The organism is Pseudomonas sp. Z1-29 (genome assembly GCF_051131995.1).
GTDB lineage: Bacteria > Pseudomonadota > Gammaproteobacteria > Pseudomonadales > Pseudomonadaceae > Aquipseudomonas.
In genome coordinates this window covers 817216-832263 of sequence record NZ_CP071645.1, presented here as the reverse complement: position 1 = coordinate 832263, position 15048 = coordinate 817216, and the positions used below count along the sequence as shown (strand labels likewise).

The window sequence follows — 15048 nt, the reverse complement described above, 5'->3', positions numbered from 1 at the left end:
GTGCCTGCGCGACGATCATGCTGCGTTGAAAACAGGCTCGGAATGCTCATTGACAACCAGTCAACTCCGCTTCCTCGCCTGTTTTCGCCTTGCCTGATCGCCGCTCGGCGACTTCTCATACAAACCCTCGAGCTGCCGCGTATTTAAGTTGCTCACTCACAACCCCTGCCGGGCTTTTGTTATTCGTGGAGCCAACAACCTGACCCGCCCAAACCACGAGCGGGCCCTCAATCAATCATTCGGACGTGACCAGGCTCGGCGAACCGAGATTGGCCAGGCGCACGCTATTTTGCACTTGCTGGACCTCACCCGGAGAACCGATCGGCCCCAGGCGCACTCGATGCAGGGTCTGCTGGTTGCGCACGATCGAGCTGATGAACACCGGCGCGCTGACCATCGAGCTCAGCTTCGACCTCAACAGTTCTGCAGCGTCCGGGTTGGCGAACGCGCCCACTTGCAGATACTGGCCAGAGGCTGTTGCAGAAGCGTTTTTTTTTTGCATCGATCTGCACCGGCACCACGGCCGCGGCGTGTTGCTGCGGCGGCGGCGTCCATTGCTCGACCGTGCCGGTGGAGGCCGTCACGGTCGGCGCGGCATTTTGCGCCACTTTTGGTTCGTTGAGCATCAAAGGCGCCGGACGGCCACGCTGGGCCCACCATTCCTGCGGATCGATGCCTTCGACCTTGACACGGGCGGTGCCGGTTTCAGCGTAACCGAGCTTTTTCGCCGCTGCATACGACAAGTCGATGATGCGGTCGGAATAGAACGGCCCACGGTCGTTGACCCGCAGGATCACGCTCTTGTTGTTGTCCAGGTTGGTCACCCGCACATAACTGGGCAGCGGCAGGGTCTTGTGCGCGGCGCTCATGCCATACAGGTCGTAGACCTCGCCATTGGCGGTGTTCTGGCCGTGGAACTTGGTGCCATACCAGGAAGCCGTGCCCGAGGCGACATAGCGCTTGGATTCGGCCATCGGGAAATAGGTCTTGCCCAGCACCGTATACGGGTTGGCCTTGTAGGGGCCGGTGTGCAGGGTCGGTGTCGCGTCGGGAATGCGCGAGACATCGACATCCCACCACGGCGCGCCATCCTTGTGGGCCCGGTTGATGTCCAGGCCCGGTGTGGCCCGCACGACGTTGGGACTTTTCTGGGTCGGTGCGCGACTGGTCGAACAGCTCACGACCAGCAAAGACAGCGCCGCCAATGCCACCAGCTTGAGGGGCCTGGCTTTCAGGGGTTGATAGGTAGGCATTGCCCGCATTATTTGACGCCCCGTGCTTTGACCAGCTCTTCAGACAGTTGATATACGGCCATGGCGTACATCACGCTGCGGTTATAACGCGTAATCGCGTAGAAATTCTTCAGGCCCATCCAGTATTCGGGGCCCTGCTCGCCTTCCAGGCGCATCGCGGTGACCGGCATGTCGTCACGCAGCGCATCATGACTCGACCAGCCCAGCGCTCGCAACTCCCCGACGGTTTTTGTCGGCTCGATACCCGTGGTCAGGCCTTGGTCCACCTGGTCGCCAAGCACGTCCGCAAGGCTGACCACAGGCTCGCCGGCCTCCCAGCCATGCCGTTTGAAATAACTGGCAACACTGCCGATGGCATCGGTCGGGTTGGTCCAGATATTGATGTGGCCGTCGCCGTCGAAGTCCACCGCATAGGCGCGGAAACTGCTGGGCATAAATTGTGGCAAGCCCATGGCCCCGGCGTAGGAGCCCTTGAGGGTCAGCGGATCGACCTGCTCTTCACGGGCCAGCAGGAGGAATTCGCGTAGTTCCTTGCGGAAGAACTCGGCGCGCGGCGGGTAATCGAAGCCCAGGGTCGACAAGGCGTCGATCACCCGGAAATTCCCGGTGTTGCGGCCGAAGAAGGTCTCGACGCCGATAATCGATACGATGACCTGGGCCGGTACGCCATATTCCTGCTCGGCGCGGGCCAGGGCGGCTTCGTGCTGGCGCCAGAAGTCCACACCCCGGGCGATACGCGCCTCGGTGATGAACATCGGCCGGTACTCGCTCCACTGCTTGACCCGCTCGGCGGGCCGGGAAATCGCGTCGAGGATCGACTGCTTGCGCTCGGCCTCGCGAAACACCCCCATCAGCTGTTCGCCGGCAAAACCGTAGTCGCGAGTCATCTCACCGACGAATTCGGCCACCTGCGGCGAGCCTTCGTATTCGCCGGCCAGGGCCTGCGGCGCACAGCCCAGGAAGCCGACCAGGCCGACCCACGGCGCATATCGCGTCGACCAGCCACGCATTGCTTGCATTGAACTCTTCACCTTATTCAAACCTGCGCGATCCACTTGCGATGCGTATGGATCGACATCAAAACCCCAAACGCTGACAGTAGCGTCACCAGCGAAGTTCCTCCGTAGCTAATGAACGGCAACGGCACCCCCACCACCGGCAGCAGGCCACTGACCATACCGATGTTGACGAAAACATAAACAAAAAACGTCATGGTCAGGCTGCCCGCCAGCAACTTGCCGAACAGCGTCTGGGCCTGGGCGGTAATCACCAGCCCGCGCCCGATCAACAGCAGATAGATCAGCAACAGCACGCAAATGCCCACCAGGCCGAACTCCTCGCCCATCACGGCGATGATGAAGTCGGTGTGGCTTTCTGGCAAAAAGTCCAGGTGCGACTGGGTGCCCATCAGCCAGCCTTTGCCGAACACCCCGCCGGAACCGATGGCGGCCTTGGACTGGATGATGTTCCAGCCGGTGCCCAGCGGATCGCTTTCCGGGTCGAGGAAGGTCAGTACCCGCTGCTTCTGGTAGTCGTGCATCACGAAATACCACATGGCCACCGACACCGGCACGGCGGCGGCGATCACGCTGAGGATCCAGCGCCAGCGCAACCCGCCCATGAACAGCACGAACGCACCCCCGGCGAGGATCAGCAGCGAGGTGCCGAGGTCCGGCTGGCGGACGATGAGAATGAACGGAATGCCGATCAGCAACAGACTGATACACACATGCTTGAGCTGCGGCGGCAAGGACCGCTTGGACAAGTACCAGGCAATGGTCGCGGGCATGATGATCTTGAGAAATTCCGAAGGCTGGAAGCGGATCACCCCGGGGATGTTGATCCAGCGGGTGGCGCCCATGGCGTTGTGGCCCATGATGTCGACCACTACCAGCAAACCCACGCCGACCACGTAGGCCAGCGGCACCCAGCGCGCCATGAACCGTGGTTCGAGCTGGGCGATGACGATCATCGACACCAGGCCGATGCCGAACGAGGTGGCCTGCTTGGCCAGCAGGTCCCAGCTCTTGCCACTGGCCGAATACAGCACGAACAGGCTGCCGGCGGCCAGCGTCAGCAACAGGATCAGCAACGGACCGTCGATGTGCATGCGCTGCAGCAAGGTGGCGCGACGGCGCATCACATCTTCGCTGGAGAGGATACGGTCGAAATTATTCTTCACGGGCCGTAGCCTCCGCGCTGATGGGGCTTGCGAATTCGGGCTTGAGCTGGCCGTGCTCATCCAGCAGCCAGGCGTCCATGATCTGGCGCACCACCGGCGCGGCGACGCCGGAGCCGGATTCACCGTTCTCGACCATCACCGACACGACGATCTTCGGGTTCTCGGCGGGCGCGAAGCCAACGAACAAGGCGTGGTCGCGATGGCGTTCCTGGACCTTGGAGCGGTCGTACTTCTCGCCCTGCTTGATCGCTACCACCTGGGCGGTACCGCTCTTGCCGGCAATGCGGTATTGCGCGCCGATGGCCGCCTTGCGCGCGGTACCCCGGGCGCCGTGCATGACCTGCTGCATGCCGTTGTTGACCTTCTGCCAGTCCGACGGGTTGCGCAGGATGATGTCCGGCATCGGGTCCGGGTCCACCGGTTTCTGGCCTTCGATGGTCTTCGCCAGGTGCGGCCGATACCATTTGCCTTTGCTCGCCACCAGCGCCGTGGCCTGGGCCAGTTGCAGCGGCGTGGCCTGCATGTAGCCCTGGCCGATCCCCAGGATCAGGGTTTCGCCGGGGAACCAGGCCTGGCGGCGAGTCGCCCGCTTCCATTCCCGGGACGGCATCAGGCCCGGAGACTCTTCGAACATGTCCAGGGAGACTTTCTGACCAAGGCCGAACTTGTTCATGTAGGACGACAGCCGATCAATCCCCAGCTTGTGGGCCAAGTCATAGAAGTAGGTGTCGTTGGACCGCATGATCGCCGCTTCCAGGTCCACGTAGCCGTCACCGGTGCGGTTCCAGTTACGGTACTTGTGGTCGTAGTTGGGCAATTGGTAATAACCCGGGTCATAGACCCGGCTCGACGCGGTCACCACTCCGGCATCCAGCCCGGCAATCGCCACGGCCGGCTTGATGGTCGAACCCGGCGGATAAAGGCCACGCAGCACGCGGTTGAACAACGGCCGGTCGATGGAATCGCGCAGCTCGGCGTAGGCCTTGAAGCTGATGCCGGTGACGAACAGGTTCGGGTCGAAACTCGGCTGGCTGACCATCGCCAGGACTTCGCCGGTGTTCGGGTCCAGCGCAACCACCGCGCCACGGCGTCCACCCAGCGCCGCTTCGGCGGCTTCCTGCAACTTGATGTCGAGGCTCAGGACGATGTCCTTGCCTGGAATCGGGTCGGTACGCTTGAGCACGCGCAGTACGCGGCCGCGAGCGTTGGTCTCGACCTCCTCGTAGCCGACCTGGCCGTGCAGCTCGGCCTCGTAGAAGCGCTCGATGCCGGTCTTGCCGATATGGTGGGTGCCGCTGTAGTTGACCGGATCGAGGGTCTTGAGCTCTTTTTCGTTGATCCGCCCCATGTAGCCGACCGAGTGGGCGAAGTGCGGCCCCTGGGGATAATGCCGCACCAACTGCGCCACCACCTCGACGCCCGGCAGGCGGAACTGGTTAACCGCGATCAGGGCGATCTGTTCTTCGGTCAGCTCGAACATGATCGGCACCGGCTCGAAGGGGCGCCGGCCCTGGCGCATGCGCTTCTCGAAGATCGCCCGGTCCTCGGGGGTCAGTTGCAGCACTTCGACGATCACGTCGAGGACTTTCTGCCAGTCACCGGACCGCTCGCGGGTCATGCTCAGGCTGAAGCTCGGCCGGTTATCGGCCACCACCACGCCATTGCGGTCGAAAATCAGCCCGCGGGTCGGCGGGATCGGCTGCACATGCACGCGGTTACTTTCCGACAGGGTCGAGTGGTACTCGTACTGGATCACCTGGAGGAAATACAGCCGCGCGATCAGCACGCCGATCAGCGTGACCACGGTAATGGCGCCGAACACGACGCGGCCCCGCACCAGGCGGGCGTCTTTTTCGTGGTCCTTGATGCGGATCGGCTGAGGCATGAGGGCAGGATTACTTGTGATAAGGGTGCCCGGACAGGACTGTCCAGGCACGATACAACTGTTCACCGATCAGGATCCGCACCAGCGGATGCGGCAACGTCAGGGGCGACAACGACCAGCGTTGATCGGCCCGGGCGCAGACTTCCGGCGCCAGCCCTTCCGGACCGCCGACCATGAAATTGACCGTGCGCGAATCCAGCCGCCAGCGATCGAGCTCCACCGCCAGTTGCTCGGTACTCCAGGGCTTGCCATGAACTTCGAGTGTGACGATGCGCTCGTTCGGCCCGACCTTGGCCAGCATGGCTTCACCTTCCTGGCGGATAAAGCGCGCCACGTCGGCGTTCTTGCCGCGGGTATTGAGCGGAATTTCCACCAGTTCCAAAGCCAGCTCGGACGGAAGACGCTTGGCATATTCATGCCAGCCTTCTTCCACCCACTTGGGCATGCGAGAACCGACGGCGATCAGGCGCAGTCGCACAGCGATCCCTTATTGCTGGTCTTTGTTGAGCTTGGTGAAGTGCTCATGGGTGTTTTCCGGGCTGTGGTGCGCGGCGCTGGCCGAACGGCTCTGCTCGGCACCGGCCCACAGGCGCTCCAGGTCATAGAACTGGCGCGCCGAGGCGGTCATCATGTGCACGATGACGTCGTCCATGTCCAGCAGGACCCAGTCGCTGTCGCCCTTGCCTTCTTCGCCCAACGGCTTGACGCCCTGGGCCTTCACCGCTTCGCGGACCTTGTCGAGCATCGCGCCGATCTGGCGGTTCGAAGTACCGGTGGCGATGATCATGTAGTCGGTGATGCTCTGCTTTTCGCGAACGTCGATCACCTGGATATCCTGGGCCTTGACGTCTTCCAGGGCCGCCACGGCCACCTTGACCAGTTCTTCACCGACCAGCGCCACGCCGGTTGGCGCTTCTACCGGCAGCGGGGCGCTCTTGAAAGTGCCCTTGCGCTTTACTTTGTTCAGGTCTTTGTCAGTCATATAAAACTCGTTTTGCTCGTATGTTCGGGCGCTTCGGTACACGTTGATTCGTGTCGGCGGAGCACGCCTTGTTCAGTTCGACGCACGGTACAGACCGTGCGCATCGATGTAGGCCAGGACCGCGTCGGGCACCAGGAAACGTACCGACTTACCGCTGGCCAGCAGTTGACGGATCTGGGTGGCGGATACCGCGAGCGGCGTCTGCCAGACGAATGCAATCTGTCCGCTCGGCCCCTTGAGGGCCAGCGGGTCGCTCACCGAGCGCGCCGCCAGCAGGTTGCGCAAGGCATCCGGCGGTTCGCTGTCGGCATCCGGGCGTTGCAGCACCAGGATGTGGCAATGCTGGAGCAACTCTTCCCAGCGGTGCCAAGTGGGCAGGCCGCAAAATGCGTCCCAGCCCAGAAGCAGGAAAACCTGGGCATCGGCGGCCAGCTCGGCGCGCATCAGCTCCAGGGTATCAATGGTGTAGGACGGTTTGTCCCGCTGCAATTCGCGGGCGTCCACCACCAACGGCGCCACACCGGCCACCGCGCACTCGACCATCGCCAGGCGATCCTGCGCCGACACCTGCGGCGTATCCCGATGAGGTGGCCGGGCGCTGGGCGTCAGGCGCAGCTCATCGAGGGCCAGGGCATCGGCGACTTCCAGCGCACCGCGCAAATGGCCGATGTGCACCGGGTCGAACGTACCGCCCAGGATACCGATGCGCTTTGGCGCGGTCGCCGTCACAGCGGGCGTAGTCATGGAGGCCAGTGGGTCGAGGTCGCCCAAGTCAGGCTGGCTCCTGTCCGCGCAACTGGCCGTCGCCGACCACGATGTACTTCTCGCAGGTCAGGCCTTCCAGGCCCACCGGGCCACGGGCATGCAGCTTATCAGTAGAAATGCCGATCTCGGCACCCAATCCGTATTCGAAGCCGTCGGCAAAACAGGTCGGGGTGTTGATCATCACCGACGCCGAGTCCACTTCAGCCACGAAGCGCCGGGTTTCGCCCTGGTGCTCGCTGACGATGGAATCGGTGTGGTGGGATCCGTGGCGATTGATGTGCTCGATGGCCTGGTCCAGCCCGTCCACCACGCGGATCGACAGGATCGGCGCGAGGTATTCGGTGTCCCAGTCCCCTGGCGTCGCGACTGCGGCCTCGATGATCGCCCGGGTGCGCTCGCAGCCACGCAGCTCGACGCCTTTTTCGCGGAACTGGGCCGCCATCGATGGCAGGAAATCCCCGGCAACGGCCTGGTCCACCAGCAGGGTCTCCATCGCGCCGCAAATGCCATAACGGTAGGTCTTGGCATTGAAGGCGATGCGCTGGGCCTTGGGCAATTCGGCGTGGGCGCTGACGTAGACATGGCAGATGCCGTCCAGGTGCTTGATCACCGGTACGCGGGCGTCGCGGCTGACCCGTTCGATCAGGCCCTTGCCGCCACGCGGGACGATGACGTCGACGAACTCGGGCATGGTGATCAACGCGCCGACCGCGGCGCGGTCGGTGGTTTCCACCACTTGCACGACCGCTGCCGGCAGGTTGGCTTCGGCCAGCCCGCGCTGGATGCAGGCGGCAATCGCACGGTTCGAATGGATCGCCTCGGAACCGCCGCGCAGGATGGTCGCGTTACCCGACTTCAGGCACAGGCTCGCGGCGTCGATGGTCACGTTCGGCCGCGACTCGTAGATGATCCCGACCACACCCAGCGGTACGCGCATCTTGCCGACCTGGATACCCGACGGCCGATAGCTCATGTCGCGGATCGCCCCGACCGGGTCCGGCAGAGCCGCCACCTGACGCAGACCGACGATCATGCCGTCGATGCGTGCCGGGGTCAGCGCCAGGCGCTCAAGCATGGCCGGCTCGAGCCCATTGGCCCGGCCGGCGGCCAGGTCCAGCTCGTTGGCGGCGGACAACTCGGCGCGCGCAGCGTCCAGCGCATTGGCGGCGGCCTGCAGGGCGCGGTTTTTCTGCGCGGTGCTGGCACGACCGATGATGCGCGACGCTTCGCGGGCGGCGCGACCCAGGCGGGTCATGTAGTCAAGAACGGACTCAGTCATGGTCTGTGTGGTCTTGGCAAAGAGGAAAGCGGCAGATTATAGCTGTCGTAACCCGCGACTAACAGCATGGACTGACAGCGGTGACCGGCGGAGAAGCAAAACCGGCATGAATCGCTAGTGTTTCCGTGAATGTTCAGCGGTAATTAAGCTTTCCATTGTTATCATCTCGCTACTTTTGGCCCTGTTCCGTCCATGACCATGACCGATTCGCCTCCGATGCCCACTGCTTTGCCACACGCTTTTTTTGACCGCGACGCCCAGGAGCTTGCCAAGGATCTGCTGGGCAAGGTGATTCGCCACAAGGTTGGCGACCTGTGGCTGAGCGCGAGGATCATCGAGACCGAAGCGTATTACTTCGCCGAAAAGGGCAGCCACGCCTCGTTGGGCTACACGGAAAAGCGTAAGGCTTTGTTTCTGGATGGTGGCCACATCTATATGTACTACGCGCGGGGCGGCGATTCGCTGAATTTCAGCGCCCAAGGCCCCGGCAATGCCGTATTGATCAAATCGGCGTATCCCTGGGTGGATGCCATCAGCGGCCCGGCAAGCTTGGCGCAGATGTTGCTGAACAACCCCGATGCCCAAGGCCGGCCACGTACGCCGCAGAAACTTTGTGCCGGACAGACCTTGCTGTGCAAGGCGCTGGGCCTGAAAGTGCCGGACTGGGACGCCAGACGCTTCGACCCTGAACGCCTGCTGGTGGAGGATGTGGGGGTGCCGACGGTCAATGTGATCCAGGCCACTCGCCTGGGCATCCCGCTGGGACGAGATGAGCACCTGCTTTACCGCTTCGTCGACGCCGCCTATGCGCCATGGTGCACCCGCAACCCGTTGCGACGCGGGCAGGTCGAGGGGCGGGATTATTTTCTGCTTTCCTGAATCGACAATTTGCCCTGTGGGAGCGAGCCTGCTCGCGAAGAGGACAGTCCTGCACCATTGATGTTGACTGATACACCGCTTTCGCGAGCAGGCTCGCTCCCACATTGGATCTTCAGTGGACGCGGATTTTGGCTACACCCGGAGTTACCTTGTGGGAGCGAGCTGGCTCGCTCCCACAGTAAAAACATGCGGTTTGAACAATAAATGGAGTTGTCCTTATGGGCCCTTGGCTCGATAGCATTACCGGCTGGCTGACCGTCAACCCGCAATGGCTGGCGGTGGCGGTGTTTGTCGTTGCTTGTATTGAATGCCTGGCCATCGCCGGGTTGATCGTGCCGGGCACCGTGCTGTTATTCGCGATTGCGGTGCTGGCCGGCAGCGGCGCTTTGTCCTTGGGCGAGACGTTGTTGCTGGGCCTTTTGGGGGGGCTGCTGGGGGATCTGGTGTCCTATTTCCTCGGCCGGCATTTCCACCAGAACATCCGGCGCCTGCCGGGGCTGCGGCAACATCCGGAATGGATGAGCGCGGCCGAGAGCTACTTCCAGCGCTATGGCATCGCCAGCCTGCTGGTGGGGCGGTTTATCGGACCGTTGAGGCCGATGCTGCCGATGGTAGCCGGGATGTGCGACATGCCGTTCCCACGCTTCGCCGCCGTCAGCGTGCTCGCCGCGGCGGGCTGGACCGTAGCCTACCTGCTGCCGGGCTGGGCCACCGGCGCGGCGTTCCGCCTGCCGTTGCCCGAAGGTTTCTGGCCGCAGGCCGGCGTGGTCATCGGCAGCATCGCCGTGATGCTCGGGCTGAGTGTCAATAGCAGCCTGCGTCGTCATCGCCATGCCTCAGCGATCATCGCAAGTGTCGGTCTGGCGATCCTGATCGGCCTGTTTGTCGGCTTTCGTTACCTCACAGCCTTCGACCAGGGCCTGATGACCCTGGTGCAGGAGCATCGCAGCGCGACCCTGGACGAGATTGCCGTGACGTTCACGCTGATCGGTGAATTCCGCTACATGTTGATCGTCTGCAGCCTGGTGACCGTGTTGCTGCTGTTTGCACGACAATGGCGGCAGGCAATCTTTGCCGGCGGCACGATGCTGCTCACGGCCCTGGCCAACACTGGATTGAAACTGTTTTTCGCCCGCGTGCGCCCTGAGATCCTCAGCGAACCCTTGACCAGCTACAGCATGCCCAGCGGCCACGCCTCCGGCGCTTTCGCCCTGTTCCTGAGCCTGGCGATACTGGCCGGCCGCGGCCAACCACCGCGCCTGCGCCTGACCTGGCTGCTGCTCGGCTCGTTACCTGCGCTGGCGATTGCCTTGTCGCGGGTGTACCTGGGCGCCCACTGGCCGAGCGACATTGTCGCCGGTGCCGTGCTCGCCGCCACGGTCTGCGCCGCTGTCCTCTGGCTAAGCCAGCGCCAGGAACCGCTGCGCGCCATGTCGCCGAAAGTCTGGTGGCTGGTCCTGCCGGCGCTGGCGGCGGCGTTCAGCTTCTTCGCCCTGCGGCACCTTCCGCATGCGATGTTGCGGTATGCCTACTAAAGCGCAGACGCCGCCCCCCCTGTGGGAGCGAGCCTGCTCGCGAAAGCGGAGTGTCATTCAGCACATCTGCCAGCTGACCCACCGCTTTCGCGAGCAGGCTCGCTCCCACAGAGGTCCGCATTGATCTGACGGTCAGCACCTTAGGCAAACAGCTCACCCTGCAACTCATCCAGCAAGGCCTGGATCGCATCCAGGCGCTGCTGCGGGTCGTCGAGCTGCAGCAGGTCGATCTTGTCCAGTTCGTTGAATGGCAGCAGATAGGCCAGTTGATTGGCCAATGACTGCTGACCGGTAGCCTCGGTGCCCATGTTCAGCGCCTCGACCATCGGGTGTTCCGCCAGGGCCCTGAGCAGCGCCACCAGGTCGGCATCCTCGTCCTGCAGCGGTTGCTCCGGCTCGTCTTCCAGCCACTCGATTTCAGCGACAGTCAGTTGATCCGGCTGGACACTGCTGGCATGCACGATGAAGCGCCGGCCGCCCTGCACACGAATGCCCAGCAGGCCGTTGTCCTGCTGGGAGAAGTCGGTAATCAGCGCCTCGCAGCCCACCCGGGCATAACCGTCGGGCGCGATACCGACCTCTTCGCCGTCAAGGATGCAGACCACCCCGAAGCCTTCGCCTTTTTTCATGCAGCGCCCGATCATATCGAGGTAACGTGCCTCGAAAATCTGCAGGTCGAGGATGCAACCGGGAAACAGCACGGTGTTCAATGGGAAAAGCGGCAAGCTCATAACCTGTTCCTTAGACCGTCATCGACACCACCAGCGGCAGCAGCACCGCCGTGGCCACGCCCATCAGACTCATCGCCAGCGCCGCGAAGGCACCGGACTCCTCGCTTTCCTGCAAGGCCACCGACGTACCCACCGCATGGGCAGTCAGCCCCAAGGCTATGCCCCGGGCCTCAGGGCTATGGACACCGAGCCGGGTCAGAATGCTCGGGCCGAGGATCGCGCCAAGCACCCCGGTGATCAGCACGAACACCGCCGCCATCGCCGCCACGCCACCGATCTGCTCGGCCACCAACATGGCGATCGGCGAGGTGACCGACTTGGGCGCCATGGTCATCAGAATCATGTGTTCGGCGCCAAAAGCCCAGCCCAGCACCACCGCTGAGCCGGTGGCAAACACCCCGCCTATCACCAGCGTAGTAAAAATCGGCCAGAACAATTGGCGGATTCGCCGCAGGTTCAGGTACAACGGCACCGCCAACGCCACGGTCGCGGGGCCCAGCAAAATGCTGAGGATTTCGGTGCTTTTGCGATATTCCGCGTAGCTGATGCCGCAGCCGACCAGCACGACAATCAACAGCACCATCGACATCAATACCGGCTGCAGGAACACCCAACGGGTCTTTTCATACGCCGCCAACACCAACTGGTAGGCGCCCAGGGTAATGCCGATGCCGAACAGTGGATGGTGAATCACCGACGTCCAGGCCCCCTGCCAATCGAACATCATCGGGCATCCTCCGGCTCGACGATATGGCGCCTGGCCAAACGTTGCATCAGCACGCCCGTCAGCGCCACGGAGAGCACCAGCGACAACACCAGCGCGCCAACGATGGCCCAGAAATCGGCAGCGATCGCCCGGGCATAGACCATCACCCCCACCGCCGGCGGCACCAGCAGCAACGGCAGATAACGCAGCAGGCTGCTGGCAGCAAGGTTCAACGGCTCGCTGACTTCGCCACGGACGATCAGATAGCCCAGCAACAGCAGCAGCCCAATGATCGGCCCCGGCAGGATCGGCAGGAACAAATGATTGATGGCGGTGCCCAGCAATTGGAACAGTACCAGCCAGGTCAGGCCCCGTAGCAACATCCGTTCTCTCCCCTGTAACACGTGTTCAAGCATGCGCGCGCATTATAAACACGCCCGCGCTATGGGTCGGCATTCGTAAAAAGCATGGTCGATGACCTGCCCCGCCGGTCATGTTGATCTACAGTGGTTTGCGGGGACACAGATCCCCGTTCCAGAAAAAATAGAACAGATGACCCAGGAGAGTCTCAATGCCCTACGTTCCCGTTGCAGAGCTCAAGGATTATGTCGGCAAGGAACTTGGATACTCCGACTGGCTGACCATCGACCAGGAGCGTATCAACCTGTTCGCCGAAGCCACCGGCGACTTCCAGTTCATCCACGTCGATCCGGTCAAGGCCGCGCAGACCCCGTTCGGCAGCACGATTGCCCACGGGTTCCTGTCGCTGTCGCTGATGCCCAAGTTGATGGAAGACATCCTGCTCCTTCCTAAGGGGGTGAAGATGGTGATCAACTACGGGCTGGACAGCGTGCGCTTCATCCAGCCAGTGAAAGTCGGTTCCAAAGTCCGGCTCAAGGTCGACCTGGTGGACGTTACCGAGAAGAAACCTGGCCAATGGCTGCTCAAGGCCACCGCCACCCTGGAAATCGAAGGCTCGGAAAAACCGGCCTATATCGCCGAGCCGCTGTCACTCTGCTTCGTATAGGCCCTTGCGGTCGCGAAACCGCTCATGCAGTTTCGCATCGCTTCAACGCGCATAGCTGCGGCATACTCGTCGCCTGATTACCTGGATCCCGTTATGCGCGCACTTGTACCCCTGACCCTGACCCTCCTGCTCACCGCCTGCGGAAACGGCGAATCACCGCTGCCCCCAGACGCACGCCTGCCCGATGGCGGACGCTATCGCGGCGATCTGGTAGACGGGCTGTTGCAGGGCCAGGGACGCATCGACTATCCCAACGGCAGCTGGTACGCCGGGCAGTTCGACAAGGGCCAGTGGCACGGCACCGGGGAATGGCATGGCAGCAATGGCGAGGTCTATCGCGGCCAGTTCCAGCATGGCCTGTTCCACGGCCAGGGCAGCCTGACCACACCGACCAGCAGCTACACCGGCGGTTTCAAGTTGGGCCGGCGGGACGGTGAAGGCACGTTCAAGGAAAACGGCGTGACCTACCGGGGCGAGTTCAAGGCCGACCGCTACTCCGGTCTCGGCCGCCTGGAACTCGACGACGGCAGCCAGTACCAGGGCCCGTTCGTCAACGGCAAGCCCAACGGCGAAGGCCAGCGCTTCGACGCCAGCGGCAACCAGTTCACCGGCCATTTCGTCGACGGCCAGCTCCAGGGCAAGGGCACGTTCAACAGCGCCGAAGGCGACGTCTACATCGGCGGCTTCAGGAATAACCAGCTCAACGGCCGCGGTCGCTACGAAAACGCCGATGGCGATGTCTGGATTGGCCAGTTCAAGGACGGTGCGCTGACCGGCAAGGGTGAACTGATCGGAGCCGATGGCAGCCACTACCGCGGGCGCTTCAATGACTGGCGCTTCACCGGCGAAGGTCGCCTGAACCTGCCCGACGGCAGCTTCTACATCGGCCAGTTCGAAGGCGACAGCTACCACGGGCGCGGCACGCTGGTGCTGACCGACGGCACCGTACAGAGCGGCACCTGGGCCAACGGCCAACGAATCCGTGACGCCGACGGCAAGCTGTTGCCCGATGTGCTCGAACTCGGCCTGCTGGCCCAGGGTCGCCTGCTGGACGAGGCCCTCGCCAACATCCCGGCCTCGACGTCGGCGGTGGAACTGTACAGTCTGACCCTGGGCGGCGATGGCAAGCAAAGCGTGTTCCTGCGTGAGTCCGACTATGTCGCCAACATGCTCGCCAGCCGTTTTGGCGCATTCGGCCAGATTCGCCTGGTGAACCATCGCGATCACCTCGGCGACCGGCCCATGGCCACTCGCGAAAACCTGCGCCGTGCCGCTGCCACGCTGGCCGAACGCAGCGGCCCGGAAGACCTGGTGTTCATCTACCTGACCAGCCACGGCAGCAGCGAACATGAACTGGTACTCGACCAGCCGCGCATGGAGCTGGCCGACCTGCCCGCCGACGAGTTGGCCGCGGTGCTGGCGCCGCTGAAGAATCGCGACAAGATCATTGTGATCTCGGCCTGTTATTCCGGCGGTTTCATCCCCGCGCTCAAGGACGAACGGACCCTGATCATGACCGCCTCCCGGGCCGACCGAGTGTCTTTCGGCTGCTCCGAGGAGGCCAACTTCACCTATTTCGGCGATGCCTTGTTCGCCCAGGCGCTGAACCAGACCGACGATCTGGAACAAGCCTTCAAGCGGGCCAAGGGCATCGTTGCCGAACGGGAGCAGGCGGACAATTTCGAAGCGTCCGAACCACAGATGTGGGCGCCCCGGACCGTGCTTTCTCATTGGCAGCTGTTGCGCAAGCAACAGGCGCGAAAAGCATTGCAAAGTGCTGCGTTGAACGACGAGGCTAAAAAGAGCAACTAAGCTGAACCGTAT

The 15048-nt window shown here is 62.9% G+C and carries 14 protein-coding genes and 1 pseudogene; 4 read left to right on the top strand and 11 right to left on the bottom strand.

What is annotated here, in order from left to right; translation table 11 throughout:
- Positions 1-235: 235 nt before the first annotated feature.
- From J3P84_RS03935 to J3P84_RS03900, 8 genes and pseudogenes are all read right to left on the bottom strand, one after another.
- Positions 236-1262: pseudogene (locus J3P84_RS03935) on the bottom strand (septal ring lytic transglycosylase RlpA family protein).
- On the bottom strand, positions 1262-2272 hold the full coding sequence (gene mltB, locus J3P84_RS03930; RefSeq protein ID WP_434627960.1) for a lytic murein transglycosylase B: 1011 nt from the start codon (positions 2270-2272) through the stop codon (positions 1262-1264). Before mltB ends, J3P84_RS03935 begins: the two are co-directional and overlap by 1 nt.
- A gap of 17 nt (positions 2273-2289) precedes the next feature.
- Positions 2290-3393 (bottom strand): rod shape-determining protein RodA, encoded by a 1104-nt coding sequence (gene rodA / locus J3P84_RS03925; protein WP_305501174.1) that lies wholly within the window; start codon positions 3391-3393, stop codon positions 2290-2292.
- A 31-nt stretch (positions 3394-3424) separates the two neighbouring features.
- Positions 3425-5320, bottom strand: a complete 1896-nt coding sequence (mrdA, locus tag J3P84_RS03920; RefSeq protein ID WP_305498579.1) for a penicillin-binding protein 2 — start codon at positions 5318-5320, stop codon at positions 3425-3427.
- A 10-nt stretch (positions 5321-5330) separates the two neighbouring features.
- Positions 5331-5798, bottom strand: a complete 468-nt coding sequence (gene rlmH, locus J3P84_RS03915) for a 23S rRNA (pseudouridine(1915)-N(3))-methyltransferase RlmH (RefSeq protein WP_003185785.1) — start codon at positions 5796-5798, stop codon at positions 5331-5333.
- A 9-nt stretch (positions 5799-5807) separates the two neighbouring features.
- Entirely contained in the window at positions 5808-6302 is a 495-nt protein-coding gene (gene rsfS / locus J3P84_RS03910; RefSeq protein WP_434571605.1) for a ribosome silencing factor, read from the bottom strand.
- Positions 6303-6374: 72 nt separating this feature from the next.
- The gene (gene nadD, locus J3P84_RS03905; RefSeq protein ID WP_434574088.1) at positions 6375-7046 is read right to left on the bottom strand and encodes a nicotinate-nucleotide adenylyltransferase; all 672 of its coding nucleotides are present in this window, start codon (positions 7044-7046) and stop codon (positions 6375-6377) included.
- A gap of 28 nt (positions 7047-7074) precedes the next feature.
- Positions 7075-8346: a glutamate-5-semialdehyde dehydrogenase gene (locus J3P84_RS03900; RefSeq protein WP_434627956.1), complete on the bottom strand. Its 1272-nt coding sequence runs from the start codon at positions 8344-8346 to the stop codon at positions 7075-7077.
- Positions 8347-8544: 198 nt separating this feature from the next.
- Here J3P84_RS03900 and J3P84_RS03895 point away from each other — a divergent pair, with 198 nt between their 5' ends.
- Both J3P84_RS03895 and J3P84_RS03890 read left to right on the top strand, forming a co-directional pair.
- Entirely contained in the window at positions 8545-9225 is a 681-nt protein-coding gene (locus tag J3P84_RS03895; protein WP_434627953.1) for a DNA-3-methyladenine glycosylase, read from the top strand.
- Positions 9226-9443: 218 nt separating this feature from the next.
- Positions 9444-10760, top strand: a complete 1317-nt coding sequence (locus tag J3P84_RS03890) for a bifunctional DedA family/phosphatase PAP2 family protein (RefSeq protein WP_434627950.1) — start codon at positions 9444-9446, stop codon at positions 10758-10760.
- Positions 10761-10900: 140 nt separating this feature from the next.
- Here the strand turns inward: J3P84_RS03890 and J3P84_RS03885 are convergent, their stop codons facing one another.
- Genes J3P84_RS03885 through J3P84_RS03875 form a run of 3 tightly spaced genes read right to left on the bottom strand, consistent with a single transcriptional unit; the run spans position 10901 to position 12580 of the window.
- The gene (locus tag J3P84_RS03885; RefSeq protein WP_434571597.1) at positions 10901-11491 is read right to left on the bottom strand and encodes an LON peptidase substrate-binding domain-containing protein; all 591 of its coding nucleotides are present in this window, start codon (positions 11489-11491) and stop codon (positions 10901-10903) included.
- A 10-nt stretch (positions 11492-11501) separates the two neighbouring features.
- The gene (locus tag J3P84_RS03880; RefSeq protein ID WP_305498569.1) at positions 11502-12218 is read right to left on the bottom strand and encodes an LrgB family protein; all 717 of its coding nucleotides are present in this window, start codon (positions 12216-12218) and stop codon (positions 11502-11504) included.
- Positions 12215-12580 carry a CidA/LrgA family protein gene (locus tag J3P84_RS03875; protein ID WP_434627946.1) on the bottom strand — a complete coding sequence of 122 codons (366 nt, stop codon included), beginning with the start codon at positions 12578-12580 and terminating at the stop codon, positions 12215-12217. The genes J3P84_RS03880 and J3P84_RS03875 overlap by 4 nt, the downstream gene beginning before the upstream one ends.
- Before the next feature lie 188 nt (positions 12581-12768).
- On the opposite strand from J3P84_RS03875, the gene J3P84_RS03870 reads away from it, so the two are divergent.
- Positions 12769-13224, top strand: a complete 456-nt coding sequence (locus J3P84_RS03870) for a MaoC family dehydratase (protein ID WP_434627943.1) — start codon at positions 12769-12771, stop codon at positions 13222-13224.
- Between the two features lie 93 nt (positions 13225-13317).
- Positions 13318-15036: a C13 family peptidase gene (locus J3P84_RS03865; RefSeq protein ID WP_434627940.1), complete on the top strand. Its 1719-nt coding sequence runs from the start codon at positions 13318-13320 to the stop codon at positions 15034-15036.
- Positions 15037-15048: the final 12 nt, after the last annotated feature.